This is a genomic window from Photobacterium sp. MCCC 1A19761, assembly GCF_037389125.1.
GTDB lineage: Bacteria > Pseudomonadota > Gammaproteobacteria > Enterobacterales > Vibrionaceae > Photobacterium.
On sequence record NZ_JAZGTF010000003.1, the window covers coordinates 115,261 to 136,723 of the forward strand.

Annotated in this window: 25 protein-coding genes; 17 read left to right on the top strand and 8 right to left on the bottom strand. The window is 54.5% G+C overall.

All coding sequences use genetic code 11. The features are described from left to right. Positions 1–15: 15 nt before the first annotated feature. Entirely contained in the window at positions 16–948 is a 933-nt protein-coding gene (locus VV869_RS05570; RefSeq protein WP_337733989.1) for a LysR family transcriptional regulator, read from the bottom strand. 425 nt (positions 949–1,373) lie between these two features. Here VV869_RS05570 and VV869_RS05575 point away from each other — a divergent pair, with 425 nt between their 5' ends. Next, a complete protein-coding gene (locus VV869_RS05575) occupies positions 1,374–3,161 on the top strand; it encodes an ABC-F family ATP-binding cassette domain-containing protein (RefSeq protein WP_337733990.1) in 1,788 nt (595 codons plus the stop codon). Between the two features lie 124 nt (positions 3,162–3,285). Here VV869_RS05575 and VV869_RS05580 read toward each other — a convergent pair whose 3' ends face one another. Further along, positions 3,286–3,972, bottom strand: coding sequence for an NAD(P)-dependent oxidoreductase (locus VV869_RS05580; RefSeq protein WP_337734190.1), 687 nt, complete (start codon positions 3,970–3,972; stop codon positions 3,286–3,288). Positions 3,973–4,094: 122 nt separating this feature from the next. Here VV869_RS05580 and VV869_RS05585 point away from each other — a divergent pair, with 122 nt between their 5' ends. Further along, positions 4,095–5,009, top strand: a complete 915-nt coding sequence (locus tag VV869_RS05585) for a LysR family transcriptional regulator (RefSeq protein ID WP_261603482.1) — start codon at positions 4,095–4,097, stop codon at positions 5,007–5,009. Here VV869_RS05585 and VV869_RS05590 read toward each other — a convergent pair. Both VV869_RS05590 and VV869_RS05595 read right to left on the bottom strand, forming a co-directional pair. After that, positions 4,999–5,691 (bottom strand): DUF4336 domain-containing protein, encoded by a 693-nt coding sequence (locus VV869_RS05590; protein ID WP_337733991.1) that lies wholly within the window; start codon positions 5,689–5,691, stop codon positions 4,999–5,001. The two genes, VV869_RS05585 and VV869_RS05590, sit on opposite strands and share 11 nt — an antisense overlap. 286 nt (positions 5,692–5,977) lie before the next feature. After that, entirely contained in the window at positions 5,978–7,429 is a 1,452-nt protein-coding gene (locus VV869_RS05595; RefSeq protein WP_337733992.1) for an NAD-dependent succinate-semialdehyde dehydrogenase, read from the bottom strand. Between the two features lie 146 nt (positions 7,430–7,575). Between VV869_RS05595 and VV869_RS05600 the strand changes: the two genes are divergently transcribed. After that, positions 7,576–8,502 (top strand): LysR family transcriptional regulator, encoded by a 927-nt coding sequence (locus VV869_RS05600; protein ID WP_337733993.1) that lies wholly within the window; start codon positions 7,576–7,578, stop codon positions 8,500–8,502. A 167-nt stretch (positions 8,503–8,669) separates the two neighbouring features. Here VV869_RS05600 and glaH read toward each other — a convergent pair whose 3' ends face one another. Next, on the bottom strand, positions 8,670–9,629 hold the full coding sequence (glaH, locus tag VV869_RS05605; protein ID WP_337733994.1) for a glutarate dioxygenase GlaH: 960 nt from the start codon (positions 9,627–9,629) through the stop codon (positions 8,670–8,672). Positions 9,630–9,849: 220 nt separating this feature from the next. Here glaH and VV869_RS05610 point away from each other — a divergent pair, with 220 nt between their 5' ends. The 4 genes from VV869_RS05610 to VV869_RS05625 all read left to right on the top strand — a co-directional run bounded on the left by VV869_RS05610 (position 9,850) and on the right by VV869_RS05625 (position 13,695). After that, positions 9,850–10,734, top strand: a complete 885-nt coding sequence (locus tag VV869_RS05610; protein ID WP_337733995.1) for a LysR family transcriptional regulator — start codon at positions 9,850–9,852, stop codon at positions 10,732–10,734. 100 nt (positions 10,735–10,834) lie between these two features. Next, positions 10,835–12,151 carry an aspartate aminotransferase family protein gene (locus VV869_RS05615; protein WP_337733996.1) on the top strand — a complete coding sequence of 439 codons (1,317 nt, stop codon included), beginning with the start codon at positions 10,835–10,837 and terminating at the stop codon, positions 12,149–12,151. 427 nt (positions 12,152–12,578) lie between these two features. Next, a complete protein-coding gene (locus tag VV869_RS05620) occupies positions 12,579–13,115 on the top strand; it encodes a GNAT family N-acetyltransferase (protein WP_337733997.1) in 537 nt (178 codons plus the stop codon). Positions 13,116–13,224: 109 nt separating this feature from the next. Further along, positions 13,225–13,695, top strand: a complete 471-nt coding sequence (locus tag VV869_RS05625) for a GNAT family N-acetyltransferase (RefSeq protein ID WP_337733998.1) — start codon at positions 13,225–13,227, stop codon at positions 13,693–13,695. Here VV869_RS05625 and VV869_RS05630 read toward each other — a convergent pair. Then, complete coding sequence (locus tag VV869_RS05630) at positions 13,692–13,871, bottom strand: hypothetical protein (protein WP_337733999.1); 180 nt, start codon at positions 13,869–13,871, stop codon at positions 13,692–13,694. The two genes, VV869_RS05625 and VV869_RS05630, sit on opposite strands and share 4 nt — an antisense overlap. 35 nt (positions 13,872–13,906) lie before the next feature. Here VV869_RS05630 and VV869_RS05635 point away from each other — a divergent pair, with 35 nt between their 5' ends. From VV869_RS05635 to VV869_RS05650, 4 genes are all read left to right on the top strand, one after another. After that, a complete protein-coding gene (locus VV869_RS05635) occupies positions 13,907–14,395 on the top strand; it encodes a GNAT family N-acetyltransferase (protein ID WP_337734000.1) in 489 nt (162 codons plus the stop codon). A gap of 13 nt (positions 14,396–14,408) precedes the next feature. Further along, entirely contained in the window at positions 14,409–14,930 is a 522-nt protein-coding gene (locus VV869_RS05640; protein WP_261603467.1) for a cysteine hydrolase family protein, read from the top strand. A gap of 115 nt (positions 14,931–15,045) precedes the next feature. Continuing rightward, positions 15,046–15,765, top strand: a complete 720-nt coding sequence (locus tag VV869_RS05645) for a riboflavin synthase subunit alpha (protein WP_337734001.1) — start codon at positions 15,046–15,048, stop codon at positions 15,763–15,765. A 92-nt stretch (positions 15,766–15,857) separates the two neighbouring features. Continuing rightward, positions 15,858–16,571, top strand: a complete 714-nt coding sequence (locus VV869_RS05650; protein WP_337734002.1) for a sulfite exporter TauE/SafE family protein — start codon at positions 15,858–15,860, stop codon at positions 16,569–16,571. Between the two features lie 25 nt (positions 16,572–16,596). Here VV869_RS05650 and VV869_RS05655 read toward each other — a convergent pair whose 3' ends face one another. After that, complete coding sequence (locus VV869_RS05655; protein WP_337734003.1) at positions 16,597–17,244, bottom strand: glutathione S-transferase family protein; 648 nt, start codon at positions 17,242–17,244, stop codon at positions 16,597–16,599. Between the two features lie 117 nt (positions 17,245–17,361). On the opposite strand from VV869_RS05655, the gene VV869_RS05660 reads away from it, so the two are divergent. Next, positions 17,362–18,210 (top strand): LysR family transcriptional regulator, encoded by an 849-nt coding sequence (locus VV869_RS05660; RefSeq protein ID WP_337734191.1) that lies wholly within the window; start codon positions 17,362–17,364, stop codon positions 18,208–18,210. Between the two features lie 68 nt (positions 18,211–18,278). Beyond that, entirely contained in the window at positions 18,279–18,566 is a 288-nt protein-coding gene (locus tag VV869_RS05665) for a hypothetical protein (RefSeq protein WP_337734004.1), read from the top strand. Between the two features lie 26 nt (positions 18,567–18,592). Here the strand turns inward: VV869_RS05665 and VV869_RS05670 are convergent, their stop codons facing one another. Then, positions 18,593–18,922, bottom strand: coding sequence for a winged helix-turn-helix transcriptional regulator (locus VV869_RS05670; RefSeq protein WP_337734005.1), 330 nt, complete (start codon positions 18,920–18,922; stop codon positions 18,593–18,595). Positions 18,923–19,008: 86 nt separating this feature from the next. Between VV869_RS05670 and VV869_RS05675 the strand changes: the two genes are divergently transcribed. The 4 genes from VV869_RS05675 to VV869_RS05690 all read left to right on the top strand — a co-directional run bounded on the left by VV869_RS05675 (position 19,009) and on the right by VV869_RS05690 (position 21,050). After that, complete coding sequence (locus VV869_RS05675; protein WP_337734006.1) at positions 19,009–19,296, top strand: YciI family protein; 288 nt, start codon at positions 19,009–19,011, stop codon at positions 19,294–19,296. Between the two features lie 196 nt (positions 19,297–19,492). Next, entirely contained in the window at positions 19,493–19,927 is a 435-nt protein-coding gene (locus VV869_RS05680; RefSeq protein WP_443147292.1) for a GNAT family N-acetyltransferase, read from the top strand. Positions 19,928–19,971: 44 nt separating this feature from the next. Next, complete coding sequence (locus VV869_RS05685) at positions 19,972–20,556, top strand: GNAT family N-acetyltransferase (RefSeq protein ID WP_337734007.1); 585 nt, start codon at positions 19,972–19,974, stop codon at positions 20,554–20,556. Further along, positions 20,544–21,050 (top strand): GNAT family N-acetyltransferase, encoded by a 507-nt coding sequence (locus tag VV869_RS05690; protein ID WP_337734008.1) that lies wholly within the window; start codon positions 20,544–20,546, stop codon positions 21,048–21,050. Before VV869_RS05685 ends, VV869_RS05690 begins: the two co-directional genes overlap by 13 nt. Positions 21,051–21,463: the final 413 nt, after the last annotated feature.

Below are 21,463 nucleotides of genomic sequence, written 5' to 3' on the forward strand. Positions count from 1 at the left end.
CACCGTGCCCCCCAGTTACGCCGGGTACCGGGCATGGACCTGATCGATCATCAGGGAGCGCAGCCAGCGGTGGCTCGGGTCCAAATCATAATGCTGGTGCCACATCAGCACATAAGCCCCGGGGACCAGGTCAACCGGGACGTCTAGGCTCCGCACGTTGAAATCCCCCATCATGGTCGCGGCATATTTGGCCGGAGCGCTCATGATCAGATCGCTGCTTTCACATAACCGCAGCGCACTGTGAAATTCGGCCATATTCACCGCAATATCCCGCTGACGTTTTTCGCGCGCCAGGACGTCGTCCAGCAACCAGTGCTCGACGCCGCCAAAGCTGACCTGCAAATGGCGATAGTTCAGAAACGTCTCAAGCCCCCAGGGCTCCTCAAATAGCGGATGATCCGCCCGCATGATGCAAATCGGATGATCCCGCACCAGTGCCACATAATTGAGCTCCGGCGGGATCTGACTGACATGCAGCGGTGAGCGCTCATCCCACTCCCGAATACAAATCGCCATATCAATGTCGCAGCGAAGCAGCTTCTCCAGACTGTCCTGGCTCCAAATCTGACTGCTGAGCCGAAGATTGGGGGCCTGCGCCAGGAGTTCCGGCATAAAGCAGGGGTAGGTCAGTGAGTACGCCGCCTCGACCATATCAATCCGGAACTCACGGCGGCTGAGCGCCGGATCGAACGCATTCGGCCGGGTAAACTGTTCCAGCTGCTGCAACAGCACCCGCAACTGCGGTGCCAGCGCTTTGGCCCGCGGCGTCGCCCGCAAGCCATGTGCCGTTCGCTCAAACAAAGGATCGCTGAAGGTCTCCCGCAGTTTGGCCAGTTGCTTGCTCACCGCCGACTGGCTCAGGTGCAGCCGCGCTGCCGCCGCAGTCACGCTCTGCTCCTCAAGCAACACTTCCAGCACCCGCAGCAGGTTATAGTCAAAGTTATTCAATCTGTTACTCCCCGAAAACCGCCGTTTACCCTAAACCCAACCTGAGAACGCCGCAACAGGCGAATCCCGAATCTTCTCAGCAACAAATGACGGTTATCTCGCAATTGCCGAACTCACGCTGTTAATCAGTTGTTAGTTTTCTCATTCCCGCCTACAATGCAACACATTGATTAACTGACAAAATAAAGGAGGTAAACTTATGATCTTGTGTGCAATCCATCTCGCACAATTCTTTGGTATTCGAAACCACTCAAGTTTTTGCGATATCGTGCTGCGATAACCAAAGCTTGAGCGAAGCCATCAACATCAACGCGTAATCTTCACTCACGCTTACCGGGTTGTCGTCAGCTTTGTTTGACGATGGCGCAGGTTTTTCTTCTCATGTTTTGAGCCGAAACGCTGTGCCCGCAATTCTTGAGTAAGCCATGAGCACTTTACTAACTGCACAATCGATTTCTTATCACGTCACTTCAGGTTCTCTCCTTGAAGCGGTTTCTTTCACCCTAAATCAAGGCGATCGGATTGGCCTCATCGGCCACAACGGCTGCGGCAAAAGTACCCTGCTGAAACTGCTGGATGGCACCATCGGTGAGTTTCACGGTCAACTAATCCGTGCCGGCCACTGCCTGATTGAACGGGTTGAGCAGCACCTGCCTACCGAGTTGAATCAGGTCACGATGCTGGATGCGGTGATTGACCGTTTGCCGCCTGCTGAGCGACTGGCAGAGCGCTGGCGCGCAGAAGTGCTGCTGGCAGACATGGGCTTTACCGAGCAGGACTGGTCGCTCACCGCCGGTACCCTGAGCGGCGGCCAGCATACCCGTTTGCTGTTAGCCCGGGCATTGATCCGCCAGCCGGATCTGTTGTTGCTCGACGAGCCGAGTAACCATATGGATCTGCCGACCCTGCTGTGGCTGGAAACATTCCTGATCCACTGGAAAAGCAGCTTCGTATTGGTCTCCCACGATCAGTATCTGCTCGACCGGGTGACCAACTGCACCTGGATCATGCGCGACAAGCAGCTGCAGCTCTTCCGTCTGCCTTGCTCGCAAGCCCGGCAAGCCCTTGCCGAGCAGGATCGGGCTGATGAACACCGTCACTTGTCAGAGCAAAAGGAGATCAACCGGCTGGAGAAAAGCGCCAAGCGGTTGGCTACCTGGGGCAAGGTCTACGACAACGAAGATCTGGCCCGCAAAGCCAAACAGATGGACAAACGGGTCGACCGACTGAAAGACAGCCAAACCCAGCTGACGCCCGGGACGCCATGGCAACTGACCCTGAAAGGGGAATCGCTGCCCGCGAACCGCCTGTTGAGTATGACAGCGCTTGAAGTACGGCCGGCCCCGGAGGCTGAACCGCTGTTTGAGGTGATCAGCCAGCAGCTCAAAAGCGGGGATCGGGTCGCGATTCTTGGCCGTAACGGTGCCGGGAAGTCTTCCCTGCTGCGCCTGCTGTGGCAACGTTATCAGGACCTTATCGCCGATACGGCTGACAGCAAAGGCCGTATTCAAACGCCTGAGCTGGCTTTCCATCCGCAGCTCAGGCTGGGTTACTACGACCAGCGCCTGGCGCAGCTACAGGATCAGGACACCCTGCTGGATGCGCTGCGGCCGTTCGCACCGCTGACCGATGAGTTGCGAAAAATGGCGCTAATCAGCGCCGGTTTTGCGTATATCCGCCATCAGGAGCAGGTTGCCACCCTCAGTGGCGGCGAGCGCTCCCGGCTGCTGTTTGTCGGCTTAACCCTGGCGAAATACCACCTGCTGTTTCTGGATGAGCCAACCAACCACCTGGATTTGGAAGGCAAAGAAGAGCTGGCTGAAACCCTGCAAACTTTTGCGGGCGGCTGCCTGTTGGTCAGCCACGATCGCGCCCTGATCGAGCAGAGTTGCAACCGGTTCTGGCTGGTACATGACGGTAAGCTGGAAGAGTGGCACGATTTAGTGCCACTGTACGAGCGCCTCGCCGGCCACAATGCAATACCGGGCGCTGACGATGCGGTCCGCCCCGCCCCTGATTTCGGGGAATCGAGACCAGTTTCAGGCGGCGCGGCAGTCATCCGCGAGGACGAACGGCTGCTTGAACGGCTGGTAACGCTGGAAACCTGGCTGACCGAGGATCGGGCCCGCAAGGCTAAGCATCAGAAGCCCAAGCTTCAGCAAGTCTGGCGCGATGAAATCGAGCAGATCAATCATACGCTGGGATTGGTGTAGACACCATTCCCGAACTGATTGAACCAAAAAGAAAAACGGACAGTGGGTGACCACTGTCCGTTTTTTTGCCGCAACCTGCAGCGAGCCACCAACCTCGACCTCATGCAAGACCGGGGTCACGCTGTTAGTACGCCACGCCAATACGCTGGTTCGGATACTGTTCAGCTTCCAGCTCATCAACCATGGCAACCGCATAATCACTGACCGAAATCCGACTGTTGCCGTCGGCATCGGTCAACAATTGCTCGCCGCCCACCCGATACGGCGCTTGTTGTTCCCCCGGGAAGATTTCGGCAGCCGGGCTGACAAAGGTCCAGGCGATCGGGCTGTCGCTCTGACGAAACACCGCGAGCGCTTCGCCCTGCGCTTGGGCTTCCGCACGATACGCATCCGGAAACTCAGGCCCACTCAGCAAAGTCACGCCCGGCGCCACTTCAAGCGAGCCCGCGCCACCGACCCAGAGCAGACGTGACACGCCCGTTTCCGGCAACGTCGTCAGCAGGCGCTGCGCCGTTTGCGCAACCAGCTCATGATTCCCGGCAGCACGGCCACCCACCGCGGCAATCACTACATCCGCTCCTTGTACCGCGGTAGCTAAATCCGCCTGGGTATCCAGCAAATCGAACTGGCGTACTTGAACACCTGCGGTGGAGAATTTTTCAGCATCTCGCACCAGTGCGATTACCTCGTGCCCGCGGGACACGGCTTCATTCACAAGATGACTACCAATCCAGCCGGAAGCACCGAGAACGGCAACTTTCTGGCTTTGATTCGTTTGCTGGCTTTGGTTTGCATCGATTGTCTTTTGCATCATTTTCTCCCGATATTTCCGTTTCAATTGACTACCCTTGCAGTCTAATTGCTCATCACGGGGCGATAAATATGCAGATATGATGTAGATTGTATCAACCTGAGATACAAATAGTGAACGAGATGGACAAACTCACCGCAATCCGCAGTTTCATTGAGGTGGCTGAAACCGGGAGCTTTACGAAGGCTGCTGATCATCTGGCGCTGAGCCGGTTACAGGTTTCACGACATGTCCAGGAAGTTGAATCCTGGCTGCAACAGCGCCTGCTGCATCGCACCACCCGCAAAGTCAGCCTGACCAGTGCAGGGGAAGAAGCCCTGATCCACTGTGAACGTATCCTGGACGAAACTGCAGCGCTGGAAGTCTCGGCGCTCAGCCGGAGCCAGCAGTTGTCCGGCACTATCCGGATTGCCTCTCCCATCGGCCTGGCTCAGCACCTGTTGCTGGATGTCGTGACCCGATTTACCGATCAACACCCGGATGTCACCATTGAGATCCTGGCCTCGGATCATTTTTCCCAACTGGTGGATGAGCGGGTGGATATTGCGCTGCGTTATACCGACCAGCCTGATGACAACCTCATTGCCCGCCGACTGATGCACATTGATTCCGTGGTGTGCGCCTCACCCGAATATCTGCAGCAATATCCGGCTCCAGAGTCACCCTCAGATTTAAGCCAACACAACTGTTTCGTTCATCTCAAAGCATCGCGATGGACCTTTATCCGGGATAATCACCCCCAGACGGTTGCGGTCACCGGCAACCTCAGAGCCAATGATGTCGGCACCCTGACTCAAGCCGCGCTCAAGGGGAAAGGGGTCGCCCGCCTGCCCTGCGATATGGCCAATCCGTGGATCCGTCAGGGCAAACTCATTGGACTGCTGCCCGAGTATCACGTCCCCGGCAGCACTTTATGGGCGGTCTACCTGTCGCGCAGTTATCAATTGCCGGTGGTCCGGCAATTAATTGATTTTATCGCCAGTGGCTGGCATGCGGATATTCGAAAAGAGCCCAATCCAAACTCTGTCAGCGAGTGAACCGCTGGCAAAGATTGGTGAACACAGACTTGGCGTTCTCTTCAATGATATCGCCGTGGGTGACAATAATGCGGGTAAAGTCCCAACCGGACACCGTACGGATAAAATCGGCAAATCCGGATTTGTCTTTGCGGATGATCCCCCATTTCAACGGGGGCGCGACACAAATCCCTTTAAACCCGATTGGCTGAAACACATATTTGCTCATGATCCCGGCAAAGCCGGAAGGCGTCGTTTCGGGATGATTCTGGATCAGGTCGGTCACGATCAGCGACTGAGTTTTGTCATGGAAGAAAACCGTTTCGTTGAATACAGGCACGCCCGGCATAGTTGCCCAGGTAAAATCCTCCGGCCACGGATTGTCCAACCCGGGTTGCAGAATATGGTAGTTTGACAGCGGGACGCTGCGCGGGATCCCGGCACTGACATAAGCCTCCGCTTCCGGATAAGCTTCGCACCAATCCTGTAGCCACAGGCTATGGTTGTTGCTGGCGGCGACAATCGCGGTCACGGGACCAATGGCATCCACCTCAGCTTTGAGTTGCGACGACAACGCCGTCGGAGAGTGAATCCACACCCCGCCATCGGCCAGTTTCACGACGGTCATCCGCAAACCCAGCCGGACCCCGACTAACGACATGGCATCTTCATGTACCCAAAGATCTGTTCCGATTTGTTGCATGCAAGGCCCTCATTCGCGCTCAGGATGAATCCAATCATCTTGCCAGAGCCAGCCGGATCCGCCCTGCTTTGGGATCACAAATCTCAGCTAAAACCTTGTTTGAACACTTCATTATGTTGCCTGCATCCCATCGCAGATCGGGAAAAATGGCTTTTGGTTTTAACCCTTGCTGAGCCCCAGAAAAAAGGCAATACCTTGAAGGCATTGCCAAAGACGTCACGACAAAAAAGGAATGAGGCATATCGCAACACAAGCTCTAGAGAAAAAGCAGAAGCGCGATTCGGAATTATGGGTCGATCCCTAAGCAGAGATATTTTATTTCCAGATAATCTTCAATGCCGTACTTTGAACCTTCACGGCCACATCCGGACTCCTTCACGCCACCAAACGGCGCCACTTCGGTTGAAATAATGCCTTCGTTGATCCCGACCATCCCGTATTCAAGCGCTTCGCTGACCCTCCAGATCCGGCTGTGGTCACGGGTATAGAAATAGGCCGCCAGCCCAAAAGGCGTATCATTTGCGCGGCGAACCACATCTGCTTCATCGTTAAACCTAAATACCGTAGTGACCGGCCCGAACAGCTCCTGATGTGCAATGGCCATCTGTTCGGTGACATCGGTCAGAATCGTTGGCTGATAGAATTGCGGACCGAGGTTGGACACAGCGCCCCCCAGGACCAGGGTCGCACCCTGGCGCACGGCTTCAACGACCAAGTCATCAACTTTGGCAACCGCTTTTGCGTTAATCAACGGACCGATATCCGTGCCTTCCGCCAGACCATCTCCCACTTTTAACTGGCTCACCGCCTCGATGTAACGGGTCATGAACTGATCGTACACGGCCTCGTGCACATACAAGCGGTTGGTACACACACAGGTTTGCCCGGCATTGCGGTATTTGGAGATCAGCGCACCCTGCACTGCTTTGTCGAGGTCGGCATCATCAAACACCATAAACGGCGCGTTGCCGCCCAGCTCCATCGACACTTTCTTCACCGTCTCGGCGGCCTGACGCAAGATGTGTTTTCCGACCGGCGTCGAACCGGTGAAAGAGACTTTTCGTACCAGGGGATGGGTACAGAGCACTTCGCCAACGGGTGCTGGGTGTGCGGTCGTCACCACGTTGATCACCCCAGCCGGGATCCCGGCCAGCTCTGCCAGCTTGGCTATCGCCAGGGCGCACAGAGGGGTATCTTCTCCCGGTTTCACCACCACGGTGCACCCCGCTGCCAGAGCTGGCGCGACTTTTCGGGTGATCATCGCTATCGGGAAGTTCCACGGGGTAATGGCAGTGACCACCCCAATCGGTTGCTTCAGGGTCAGGTAACGGGTGCCCGGCATCGCTGAAGGAATATGATCGCCGTAGGTTCGTTTGGCTTCTTCGGCAAACCATTCAATGAAAGATGCGCCATAAAGCACTTCGCCGTAAGCTTCCTTGTACGGCTTGCCCTGCTCGGACGTCAACAGCCGCGCCAGTTCATCAGCTTGTTCAACCATTAAATCAAACCAGGCTCTCAGCAATCCGGCCCGGTGTTTGGCCGTCGTTTTACGCCAGCTTTGAAACGCTGCATCAGCCGCCACAACCGCCGCTTCCGCTTCGCGGGGACCCATGTCCGGCACATGGGTGATCACCTCCCCGGTGGCCGGGTTCATAACCGGGACGGTTGCCCCATTTTCGGCAGCAATCCACTGCCCGTTGATATAACCGGCAGACAAAGCCAGACGTAATTTTTCCATAGATTCACCACTTGCAGCACAGAACCCATTACGGGTTCATAGAAACACACTTCAAATCAATTCATAATGCTTGTTGCGCATATTATCACCCCGGTTCAATGGGTAAATCACGACGAGTAAACCTTAAGTTTTAAAGGCGTAAAACAATGACAAGAGCCTCCCCGCCGATCGGACAGATCGGGGATTACGAAATCAAGCAACTGAAAATCTTTAAAACCGTGGTTGACTGTGGCGGGTTCTCCGCGGCCGAAACCGAGTTGAACATCAGCCGCTCCACCATCAGCATTCATATTTCCAATCTGGAATCCAGGCTCAACCTCATCCTGTGTCGTCGCGGCCGGGCCGGGTTCGCCCTCACCGAAGAAGGTTCTGTGGTCTACGACGCCACCATCAAACTGCTCGGCGAGCTGGAAGATTTCCGCAACACCATCAACGATCTTGACGCTCAGCCTGCCGGTCATCTGACCGTGCTGTTCAGCGATACCATCAGCCTCGACAGCCGGGCGCGGATCCCCAAAGTCTTCCAGCGTTTTGCCAAACTGGCACCTGAGGTATATCTGACCTCAGAAGTCGCCCGGATGACCGAAATTGAACGCCAGGTGATGAATGAGGAAGCTGATGTCGGCTTTATTCCCTTCCACCGCACCCTGGAAGGGCTGGAATATCAGCACATCTATGCCGACCATTGCTTTCTGTATTGCAGCCCGGACAATCCGCTGTTTACCCTGTCAGAAGACGAGCTGAGTGATGAGATCATTGACGGGTTTCCGGCAGTCTATGCCGGCATGAAAACCCAGGAAATTATTCACGGTCATCTGGCGAATATGAACCTCAAGGCCACCGCCTATAATTACGAATCCCGCCTGGCGCTGCTGCTCTCGGGCAAATTCATCGGCTTTCTGCCCGCGCATTATGCCCAGCCTTATGTTGATCGCGGGGAGCTCAAGGCTATTGCCCAGGATCGGCGGCTGTATACCTTAGAGATCATGGCTATCACCAAAAAGACCAGCACGGTGAATAAAGTGCGCTCGCTATTCATCAAAACCCTGCGTGATTGTTATCGTGATCAATAGCCACCCCACTCAGCGGGTGTGGCTGCTCCATCACAATTTTCCCCGAGGTCGGCACCCCGATGATCCCCCGCAGGTAAAAATGCGCTCGCCGCAATCACTGCGGTGAGCGCATGGTTCCTATCGTTACGGATACTAATCGTAGTCAGTAACTGGTAATAAGAACTGACTTAACGGGTAAAATGGCCACGCTGGCGCAGCAGCTCACGCTTCAGGCCCGGATGGGCGACAAACTTATCGCGGCCATGGAGCCAGCAGTGGTTCTGAACCACCAGCATGGCGCCGGTTTTAACCCGGACATTGAAACAATTGGTGTCACTTTCCAGCGATTCACTCATCTGGTGCAGATACAGGCCCTGCTGCATGTTTTGCGGCTGGGCGAACTGGTCGATAAACAGCATATGCGGCTTGCCGTTCTTGTCTTCTTCAAAGAACACCGGGTGTTCGATGGCATAGCCGACATTTTTGCTCGGCGGCGCGCTCCAGACGATGTTCTGCTTGGCCATCGGGTGGTGGTAGAAACGCTCCAGATCCTGCCAGTCATCCACATGCAGCAGCAGGGAATCGCCCATCTCCATGTTCTGCTCATCCATCTTCATCATCAGAACAAAATCGGTCCGCTCATTCACATAAGTACCGTCGTTATGCAGTTCCATCCGACGATGGGCCTGGCGCAAATAGCTGTCACTGTCGTCTTCATTACGCACCGTAAAACGGGCATAGTACTTGCCGTACATGGCATCAAAGTTCGGCAAACCGATCAGGTGAGAAACCGCGGTGGAGAGCTTGACGAAAAAATTGCGCTGCGCGTCGCTGTCTTCAAACCCGGCCTGGGCCTGCTCATCGGCCTGGAGCAGAAACGCACCGGTATCGCGGTTTTCCATGATCCCTACCAGCAGCTTACCCAACGCATAGTTGCAGGCTTTATCCAGCGCATCCGCGGTGGCAAAGCGCAAGAATGGCTTGTACTCAATCGACTGCAAGTTCCAGTTGGCGGTTAGGTCGGCAAACCGGGCCAGGGTCTCCTGCGTCAACGTCACTACCTGCAGGCGTGGATTGGCCGGAAAAGGAGTAACCGAAAAACCGGGATCACGAGTCGGGTCCTCATGTAACGCTGGGGCGATATTCATTGTTGCTTCCTTGTCTCTCGTTCAGGCGCATCCGCCTGATATAGTGAACTGACTTCATGGTAATCGGAGACCCGTCGGGCATCGGTAGTATTCTGGTTGCCATATGGGAACGCCGCGAACTAACAAAATAATAACAAGACGCTGGAAATATCAACAATATATGGTAATGATAGTTTCCATATATTGAATAGATGAAAGTAATCGAAACACCGGAGCACTGATGGATCTCAAACGGCTGCGCTATTTCACCGTCCTTGCGAAAACCAGCAACTTTACCCGGGCCGCCGACCAATTGGGGATCGCCCAATCGGCCCTGAGTATCAGTATTCAGAAACTGGAACAACAGTTGGCACTCAAACTGATCAATCGTACTGAGCGGCAGATGAGCCTGACCGCCGACGGCCAGGTGCTGCTGCGCCACGCCCGGAAAATTCTGGAAGATGTCGAGCAGGCGCAGCAAGAGCTGCAGGAGCTCAAAGGTCTCTCCCGCGGGGTGATCAATTTCGGCGTTTCAGCGATGCTCGGCTCCTATTTTCTCCCCGACACCCTGGCGCTGTTCAAACAAACCTACCCCGGGATTCAAATCAACATTCATGAAGCCGGGACCGCTACGCTGGAAAAAATGCTGCTGGACGGCCTGCTGGATTTGGCACTGATCCGCTGCGACCGCCCCCACGATCAGCTCCGCCACACCACCCTGCTCAAAGAGCAGATTGTCGCCTGTGTCCCCCATGATCACCCGTTTGCCGGCCTGCCCGCCATCACGCTCGAACAGTTCTGCCAGCAGCCCTTGGTGCTGTTCCGGGAAGGGTATTTCCTGCGGGAATCAGTCAGCCGCTACTGCCAGCAACACAAGATCACCCCGGATATTCGCTTTGAAACCAACCTGATCGAATTACTCAAATCTCTGGTTCGCAAAGAAATCGGCATCTGTACCTGCCTGCCGATGATCCTGCGTGATGAGCCGGATCTCGTCACCGTCCCGTTCGATCCACCGATCCCACTCCACCTCGGTCTCGGCTGGAAATCCAGCCACTACCTGTCCAGCGCCTCCCGGGCCTTTGTCGATTTCCTTCAGGACCGGCTTGCCCGGGAGAATGTTTGAACCCCCTCAACCTTTATTTTTAACCGCGGTGATTTTCCGCGCATGAGCGCCTCGCTAACCTTGAATTCTATATTCATCACCCGAGCGAAAAGGCCAGCCCATGGAGAAAAAAGTCAGCTACGATGCATTCTGGATGCCGTTCACCGCAAACCGAGATTTCAAAGCCAACCCGCGGATCATCAACCGCGCCGAGGGCATGTATTGTTATTCCGATCGGGGCCGACAACTGCTCGACGCAACCGCCGGGCTCTGGTGTGTCAATGCCGGTCACGGCCGCAAAGAGATCGGGGATGCCATGGCCCGGCAAGTCGCCGAGCTCGATTACAGCTCGCCGTTTAATTTCGGTCACGATATCGGCTTTGAATTTGCCGAGCGACTGGTTCAATTCACCCCGGCCGGGCTCGATAAAGTCTTCTTTACCTGCTCCGGCTCTGAAGCGGTCGAAAGTGCCCTGAAAATTGCGCTAGCGTACCAGCAAGCCAAAGGCAATGCCGGTAAATACAAACTGATCGGCCGGGAGCTAGGCTATCACGGCGTGAACTTTGGCGGCATTTCGGTCGGCGGCCTGACCCCGAACCGCAAAGGGTTTGGTCCACTGCTGCCGACCGATCACCTCTCGCACACGCTGGATATTGCCAACAACGCCTTCAGCAAGGGGCTGCCGGAGCATGGCGTCGACAAAGCCGAGCAACTGGAGCAGTTGATCCAGTTCCATGGTGCCGACAGTGTTGCGGCGGTGATCGTCGAGCCGATTGCCGGGGCGGGCGGGGTGATCCTGCCGCCGAAAGGCTACCTCCAGCGGATCCGCGAAATCTGTACCCGACACGATGTGGTGCTGATTTTTGATGAAGTGATCACCGGCTGGGGCCGCTTGGGCTCACCGTTTGCCTCGATTGAATTTGATGTCACACCGGATCTGATCACCTCTGCCAAAGGGATCACCAGCGGCGTGGTACCCCTGGGGGCGGTGTTTGCCAAAGACGAGATCTATCAGACCATCGTCAACAGTGCGCCGGAAGGGGCGGTCGAGCTCTTCCATGGCTATACCTACTCCGCCCATCCGGTTGCTTGTGCTGCCGGTCTGGCGACCCTAGATATTTACCAGCGCGAGGGCCTGCTGGAGCGCGGTCGCGGCGACATTGGCCAGTATTTCGAGCAGGGGCTGCACTCACTCAAAGATATTCCGTCGATCATCGATATTCGCAACTACGGCCTGATTGGTGCCGTACAGTTCGCCGCACCGGCCGACGGTAAACCGATTGGCTTTGATATTCTCAAGCGCTGTTACGATCAAGGCGTGATGGTACGCAGCATGGGCAATACCATTGCCCTGTCGCCCCCGCTGATCATCGAGAACGAGCATATCGATATCATCATCGATACCCTGGGGGCCGTGGCCAAAGATATCCCGGCCTGATCCCCGCCCTCGGTCCGTGCCATCGGGCTGAGGGAGCATCTCACGTTTTCTTAACCCTGTCGTACTCTTTGCCGCCCGTGTCACCACGCCGTGACCCGGCGGCTTTTTTCCGCAAACCCCACACATCCCTACACAGCCTCAATGCCGCTTTGCCTGAGAACAGCTTTGGCCGAAACCAACGGTTTGTCTTGTAACACTTTTTTCACCCGACAGGATGCACCACCAATAAGCACGTGATAGCATATTGTTTTTTATGCACGTCGCATTGACGACGTGTTGGCGGTAGCGTGGTGGAATACGCAGTCCCTCAAAGTACTCGATGGATTAGCGCTCTATGAGTGAGTGCTCGATAAATTTTTTCGCTGGTCGTCTCACACATTTTCGTGGACTACCTGCGCCCACTTTTTTCCTTCAGTGAGACTTTGAAATGCTTGAACTGCAAACCGAACGTTTAGTGCTCCGCCCGCTGTCGCTGACCGATGCTGCGCCGCTGCTGGCCATTTTCTCCGACCCGGAGGTGATGAAATACTGGGATGGCGCACCCTGGTCATCACTTGCGCAAGCCACACAGTTTATTGAAAACGCAGCGTTTGATCCGAACCATCCCGCCCATGTGGTGCTGGGCGTTTATCTGAAAGAGACCCAGACGCTGGTGGGAAAATGTATGCTGTTTAACAGCCATCCGGAATCCAGACGGGCTGAGCTGGGCTTTGGGTTGGCCAAATCCTGCTGGGGACAAGGACTGATCGGTGAAGCCGCCGCCGAGCTGCTTCAGTACGGCTTTCGCACCCTGAACCTGAACCGGATAGAGGCAGAGATTGACCCGGACAACCGCGGCTCAGCCCGGGTACTGGAAAAACTGGGCTTTCGCCAAGAAGGCTATTTACCGCAACGATGGATTATCGGCGGCCATGTATCCGACTCCGCCCTGTATGGCATGTTGGCCGAACACTGGCACGCATGAGCACTAGGCGCGTATGAACACTGGGCACGCATAAACATTGTGCAAGCCTGAACATCATGCAACGCAGCGGGCAGTAGACGATAAGTCGCTCACAGAAAAGGAAGAGACGATGCTTCAAAACACCGAACCTCAATCCAACGGGATTACGCTGAAAGAAGTCGACCAACACAACTACCTGGACTGCATACGCCTGTCTTTACTGCCCGAACAACAAGAAAACCTGGCATCCAATGCCATCACGATTGCGCAGTCGAAGTTCGAGCCCCACTATCGGCTCAAAGCGATCTGCCTCAATCAAAAAGTGATTGGGATGCTCGCCTTTTGCCATGAAGACGAGCCGGAAGATTTTGAGCTCTTCTGGCTGTTCCGCTTCATGATTGATGCGCGACATCAGAATCAAGGCTACGGCAGCCGGGTATTGGCGCTCTTGGTTGATGAAGTCAGAGCGTTGGGCGGCAAGCGCCTGAGAACCATGCACAAACCTGCCAACTGCCAGGCGTCCCGGGTCTATCAGACGTTCGGGTTCCGTGAAATCGGTACTCTGGACGACGGCGATACCTTGCTCACGCTTGAACTCTAATCGCGACCAGACACGCTTCTCCCTTCAGTGGCATGATCTTTATCGACCGCCTTGTTTCTGGGCTGGGTGGTGTTTGCTTGTTGATCAGCTATGTCGCTGCGAAACGGCTCAACCCGGCCTTGTTTGGCAGCTAATCGCCGATGTTTCTGAACATCGGCCGGCAGTCCGTTCGCCATTATTCACATCAATTCACGCAAGGGAAGCTCCCGACATGATCCACATCGATTTTTTGGCTGATGTGCCCGAGTTCGCCCCTGAACTGGCAAGGGCGATTTCCGCTCACTGGCAGACACTGCTGCCGGAGGAGACCTATGAGGAGCGCTACCGAAAACTGATGAGCCACAATCAGAAAGATCGCCTGCCAATGGCATGGGTTGCTCATGAACAGGGCCGCCCCCTGGGCACCAGTGCCCTGCGCGTCTGCGATCTGAATGGCCGTGAGGAACTCACGCCCTGGCTTGCCGGCGTGTTTGTGTTACCTGCGCATCGGGGCCGGGGAATTGCATCACGCCTATGCCGTGTTGCAGAAAACCACGCCTGGAAACTAGGATACTCCCGGTTGTATCTGCATACCCCGGATCAGCAAGCGCTCTATCGCCGCCTTGGCTGGCACACACGGGAGCAAACCCTCTGGGGCCACATCCCCACCGAAATCATGGACAAAACACAGTCGCGACTCAATCACATAAGAGAAGCATGAACAAGGAAAGCGCATGAAGTCAGCAGTTCTGGTCATTGACGTGCAAAACGGTATTTTTGCCGCCGAAAGACAGCCGTACAACAGCACCGTGGTCGTCAGCAATATCAATAAACTCATCACCCACGCCAAAGCGGCGGGTGACACCGTGATTTTTGTCCAACATCAGATGCCGGGCATGGTCGAGTACGGTAGTCAGCCCTGGCAGCTCTTCGCAGAACTCATGGTCGGTGACGAAGACATCCGGATCAGTAAAACCGCGCCGAATGCTTTCTTCGAGACGGAGCTTGAAGCCCTGCTCGATCAGCATGACATTCAAACCCTCACCCTGTGCGGTTACTCTTCCGATTTCTGTATCGACCGGACCGCATTCGAGGCTGCTTCCAAAGGCTATCGCGTTCACCTGCCGGCAGATGCCCACACCACCCATGACAAGCCGCATTTAACCGCCGACAAAATCATTGAGCATCACAACTTTACCCTGTCGATGCATCCGAATATCCACCTGCACGCGACACGGGTATTCACGGCTAAGTAACCGAAGTGTGCCAAGAAACCAAGACTGGCCGTCACCACCCGTCACTTGTGCACTTTTCCCCGATTCATGCAACTGACGGCAACCACCGGTTGCCGTCAGCAATACAGGACGTCTTATGTTTACCGGAATCGTTCAATCCATTGCAACCCTCAACCATATCAGTGATCAGGGCGGCATTCGCACCTTTATCATCGATTTTCAGCCCGGCTTTTGTGACGGCCTTGAAATCGGTGCCAGTGTCGCCGTTGACGGTGTCTGCCTCACCGTCACCGAGCTCATCTCCGAGGTTCAGGTCAAATTTGATGTCATGCTGCAAAGCCTGCTCATCACCACCCTCAGCGAGTATGAACCCGGCACAACGGTGAATGTCGAGCGGGCAGCCAGAGACGGTGCTGAGATTGGCGGCCATCCGCTCTCCGGCCATGTTGATTTTAAAACCCCGATTCTGGCTGTTCAGCAAATTGAAGATAATTACTGCCTGCGCCTGAAACTCACCGACACCTGGAAACGCTATGTCTTTCCCAAAGGGTATATCGCGCTCAACGGTGCCAGCCTGACCCTCTCCGCGGTCAACAAACAAGAGGGCTGGTTTGAAGTCTGGCTGATCCCGGAAACCCGGCGGATGACGGTGTTTGAACAGAAGGCGGTCGGTGATCACATCAATGTTGAAATTGAGCGCGGCACCCAAGTAGTCGTTGATACCGTGCGTGATACGCTGGAAGAAAACCTCGGCGCCTTGCTGCCGGCATTTGAAAAGCTTCTGGCACAACAAGGCATGGATATCGATACCCTAGGCCAGAATATGAAAGCGTTGGGCACCCCAAAATCCCAATAAAACCGTCGGCACCTGAGCCAGTCCGTCAAGCACAAGGTGCCATGCTGGATAACATCCAAAAAAGTTGAAACTTAAAAGAACAAGGAGGTTCTTTGCCGACAGATCTGCTCTTGGGGGCGATTGCCCTGCTCACCTCCACCGTTGCCGGGATTCTGGGATTCGGCGGCGGGATGCTGCTGATCGCCACCCTGCCGGTATTCCTTCATCCGGCCGTCATTATTCCATTGCATGGCATCACCCAGCTGGCGAGCAATGCTTCCCGGATGGTGTTCTCCATCAAAGATGTCCGGTGGTCACTGCTGCCGCCCTTTCTCGTCGGCTCCGCCGTCGGCATTTTGCTGTTCGGTTTTCTACTGGCGAATCTGCCGACCGGCCTGATCCCGGTTGCCATCGGCCTCTATATCCTGCTGAGCCTGTGGAGTGAGCGTTTTTCGCAATGGATCAAGCGCTATGAGAACTTTTATCTGGTTGGGGGACTGCAAACCGGCTTAGGCTTGATGGTTGGCGCTACTGGTCCGCTGGCCCTCAGCGTGCTGACCAAACGGCTCACCGATCAGAATCAAATCATTGCCACCAGCGCCCTGATGATGGCAATCAGCCACATCGCCAAGATCCTGGTGTTCGGCTATTTGGGCTTTTCCTTTGCGGAACATCTGGAGACATTACTCTACCTGGTCACCGGCTCCATCATCGGCTCCTGGCTCGGTACCCGACTGCGCCAGTTCGTCGGCAACCCGCATATGATCATGGTGATCAAGCTGGCACTGAGCCTGCTGGCGATCAGAATGATCATGGCGGTTGTTTAAAGCACTTTCGTAGGTACCGCGCGTTTTACACCGGCTCCCCGGCCTCGTCTTCGACGACAATATCCGTCTCTTCACCGGCTTCAGCGAGCCAGCGTTGTATCGCCGGACTGTTCAACAGTTTTTGCTGATACGCGCTGGCCTGCTCCGACAGCGGCAGCCCGTATGTTTTGACTCGCAGTGCCACCGGGGCAAACATCGCATCGGCTATCGACCAATCCCCGAACAGCCAGCCACCGGCATAACGCGTCATTTGCTGTGACCAAATGGCATCGATTCTTGCGACATCTTTCAGCGCCCCTTCGCTCAATTCGACTTTTCTTTGCGCCCGGCAGTTCATCGGCAGCTCATTACGTAAGGACGAAAATCCGCCATGCATTTCTGCCGCCAGCGCCCGTGCTTTGGCCCGCTCCTGGAGTGAATCCGGCCAGGCCCGGCCACCAAGATAAGCCTCATTCACGTATTCAAGAATCGCGAGCGATTCCCACACCGTCACATCACCGTCGACCAGTGCAGGCACTTTGGCGGTCGGGGTTACAGATTCCAGCGCTTGGTAAAAATCTTCCGTAAACAGCTTCAGTTTTACGACCTCAACATCCAGCTCGTACTGGGCAAACAACAGCCAGGCACGTAACGACCAGGTGGAATAATTTTGGTTAGCAATGTAGAGTTTCATGGATCCCTCGTTCGTCTCTGTGTCATGAGCTTTTAACTTAAGGGATTGTTTTATCAGCAACAAACGGATAATTTTAATAGAACCTATCAATCACGACGATGGATGGTCAGCCCTGCAATGGATATTGATGCCCTGAGAAGTTTTCTCGCATTTGCCGAAACCGGCAGCTTCACCCGTGCCGCGAAACAAATTAACCGGACCCAATCGGCATTCAGTGCCCAGATGCGCAAACTGGAGGCCGAGCTCAGTGTCAATTTGTTTGAAAAATCGGGCCGCAACCTGGTCCTCAGTGAAGCCGGGCTGGCGCTACGCACCCATGCCGAGCAGCTCGTCGCGATGCACAATCATGCCTTGAAGCAGGTCAAACGCTATGAAGGGAAGCGTCCGCTGCGACTCGGCTGTCCGGAAGATTACAACGACATCATTCTGCCGCAGGTCATCCGGGTACTTAGCCAGGCCGATCCGACCTGCTCAATTCAGGTGTTCAGCGAACCCAGCATCACCCTCAGGGCCTGGCTGGATGAGGGCAAAATCGACGCAGCAATCCTCACCCGTCCCCCCGATAGCGAAGAAGGCCATTGGCTTGCCAGTGATCAGGGCGTCTGGATTGCCGGGAAAACTTTCACTTTCGATGACACCCAGCCCGTGCCCTTGGCTTTATTCCAGTCCGATTGCAAATATCACGCGGCGGCCATCAACGGGCTCACCAAACGTGGCACGCCGTATCGGCTGCTGGCCTGTTGCAATACGGCTTCCGCCCAACGCGCCCTTGTCCGTGAAGGCATGGCGATCGGGGCGATGGGACGACTCAGTGTCACGGATGATCTGAACATCCTCGACAACATGCCGGCGCTGCCTGCCGTGGACATCGTACTGGTCTGCGGCGTTCAGCCCCACCCCTTGTTGGATCAAACATCGATTGAGCACCTAACCCAACGGACAGCGAATGAAACCGAGCGTAATTAACGGTCACTCGTCGGTTCCATAGCAGATGCTCACAACATTTCTCGAACCAAACAGAGCAGGAATACACCATGCCTCGATATCAATTTTTCACCTTTCCGCACAATCAAAAGACCGACTTTACCTATCTGAACATGGATACCGCGACCTTTTCAGAAGACAAACTGGCACTGCTGGCACAGAACTTTGAACTTGACGGTGCCCCGATTGATGCAGCCAGCGCCCAGGCCGCCGTTGAGAAATATCAAAATGATCTTCACCGGCCTCTCGAAGACTATGGCCGCTCATCGGTCGTTTATGTTCTGGTTGAAGGTGTCCTCACCTGGTGGCGAAAACGAATGAGCAAGTCATCCGGCTAATCGCTGCTTTCGCCACAGACCACTGGCTATTTGGCCAGTGTGCTTTCCCATTGAGCCGCCCAGTCTCTTAAAGGATCGAGTGTCTCCATCAAATCAGCGCCCAACTCAGTGAGCTGATAGCCCTGGGCAGATTTTTCAACCAGCTTTGCTTCGATGAGCTGTTTGATCCGGGTGTTTAGAACCGAGGGAGACATCCCATCGCAGCGCTCCTGCAACGCACGAAAACTATACGCTGTTGTTCTAAGCTCCCACAAAATCCGCATGTTCCATTTTCGACCCAGCAGGTCGAAGACAGCCATAATCGCGACACCAGAGCTGGAGCCCCGGACTGAATTTTTCGGTAAAGGTGTCATCATTCTTGCGCTTCTGAATTGGTAGCACTATAGTTGCTACGAAATAAGTAGCAATCTTAAATCAACTCAATCATAAGGCGAAGGAAAATATGTTTCTGGTCGATATGTGCTTTACCGATATGGCAAAAATTACCCCTGAACTGGCCGCGCAACATCAACGCTATTTAGCCAAGGAATATCAATCGAACAACCTGCTCTTTGGCGGAAGAAAGGTTCCTCGCACCGGCGGCATTCTCATTTCACAGCATGAGTGTGAACAAGCGCTCAGGACAATATTAGACGCCGACCCATTTATCCAAAGCGGGGCAGTGTCTTATTCGATTACCGAATTTACGCCTGTCATGGCTGCTGAAGCATATGCACATCTTTTAGCCTGAATGCTTGTCACACAAGCTTGCCCGCCTCATTTATGGCCGCAGTTCGATCACGTGGCCAGTTGTCATCTCCGCGAAAAGAAGGGAATATAACGCCATAAAATCAAGGAATAATGGCGCGTCAGGCATGACGTCGGTTGATGTCTGACAGCGCGCGATTTGGAATGACCGCTCATTTGAGCAAGCAAAGGAGGCTGTTATGGTCATCATTCGGGAAATGAATATCGCTGACTACGAGCCAGTGATTGAACTCTGGCGGCAAACGGAAAATTTATCGCTGCGCGATACCGATTCGCAAGCAAACATCGAAGCCTATTTACAAAGAAACCCGGGCCTAAGTTTTGTCGCACTCATGGGTGATGAAATCATCGGTGCGGTATTAGTCGGCACAGACGGCCGCCGCGGCTATTTGCAGCATCTGGCGGTGAGCATCGAGTACAGGGGCCAGAACATCGGCCATCAGTTGGTTGCCCGATCCGTCGATGCACTGGCATCGCTTGGCATTTCAAAGACCCATTTATTCGTGTACCAAGACAATATTAACGCACAGGGATTCTACGAAAAATTAGGCTGGTTTCCCCGTGATGAGATCCGGATGTATTCGTTTAATAGTTCTGCCAATCACAATGCTTAAACACGGCATGATGCCGATCGGATACAACGCATAAGGAAATCATTTTGATCTCACCCTCCCTGAAGCACCACCAATCACCGCGGCTTGACCGCGAACACATCCTGATCACCGATGCCATCAAGCTACGCCCTTTAGCCCTCAGCCATGCCGAAGGGCTGTTGAACGCGGTCGAACGCAGCCGCCCCCAGTTAGCCACTTTCCTCGGCTGGGTGGAACAGGTCACAGATGTATCCACCGCCCGGCAATATATCCGGGACCGAATCGACGCACCGGCCCCCGGTGCCCGGTGGTATGCGATTTTCCACCAACAAACATTCTGCGGCGTCTTTGGGATTAAATCGATCGCGCCCTGCTCGCAAATTGCCGAAGTCGGATACTGGCTCAGTACCGAGGTTCAGGGCAAAGGGGTGATCCATAAAATCCTCGCAGCGCTCATTCCGGCCCTGGCTCAGGAAACCAACGCCGAGATTGTTGAATTTCGCTGCCTGGAGCACAATCAGGCCAGTATCCAGGTCGCCACACGAGCCGGGGCCAAATGGGTTAAATCCGTCGAACATCAAATGGCGGTTTGCAACGCGGCGCAAAAACTCAACATCTACCATCTGGCGCTGAAACCATGGAAAAAGTAAGCCATGCCGCTTTGCCCCAGCGAACCTTCACCTTAACCACTCGGGATGCCACGGCTGCGGATTTTGAGTTCCTGTATCAATTAAAGAAAAGTGCTGAATACGATGCCGTACACACTGTTTTTGGTTGGCATGAGGCGACCCAAAGAGCCATTCACCAGCAAGAATGGGATGAAGCCAGACCGACTCTCATTGAAGTCAACCAGGAACCTGCCGGCAGCATCTTATTTGAACATCATGGCGAACATTGGTATCTCGGCCGCTTCTTCCTACTGCCTTCATTTCATGGTCTCGGGATCGGCAGTCAGATCCTGACGCAGCTATTGCAGCCCGCCGATGAGCAGTGCCTCCCTGTCCATTTATGCTACCTACAGGGCAACCGAGTCAGCAGCCTGTACCGGCGCTTTGGTTTTGTCCCGATCCGGGAAGATAACCACTTTGTCTATATGATCCGTCCACCCGGCACTCCCCAAGAACTTCCTGTGCGTGATGATTAATTCTGCAGAGACGCTTGTTCGCTCAAGCATCCATTGAGGCAATTCACCCGACGGAGAGCAAATAAAACTAAACGCATTGAATGGTCACTGAAAGGCGATATCGATCCGGCATATTCAACGTTAACTCGCCATTGAAGCCATGCGAACTGGTGACGGTAGATCAATCTAAACAACTCCCATCTTGTTTTTAGCGCTCAAGCGGGCGTCGTAAAATCGTCATTATTTTGTCACCGCCATCATGCGAAATGATAATGCCACTTCTTATCACGTGGTCGTATTTAGTTTGTCCCTATAATTTAATTAGTCAACTAGATGAATATTAGTTAAGATACCTAACCGTGAGGAGCTAGAATATTTCATTCTTGTACTGTCTATCTATGTTGTTCAGCAAAATAAGGGAATATAAAGGTCAT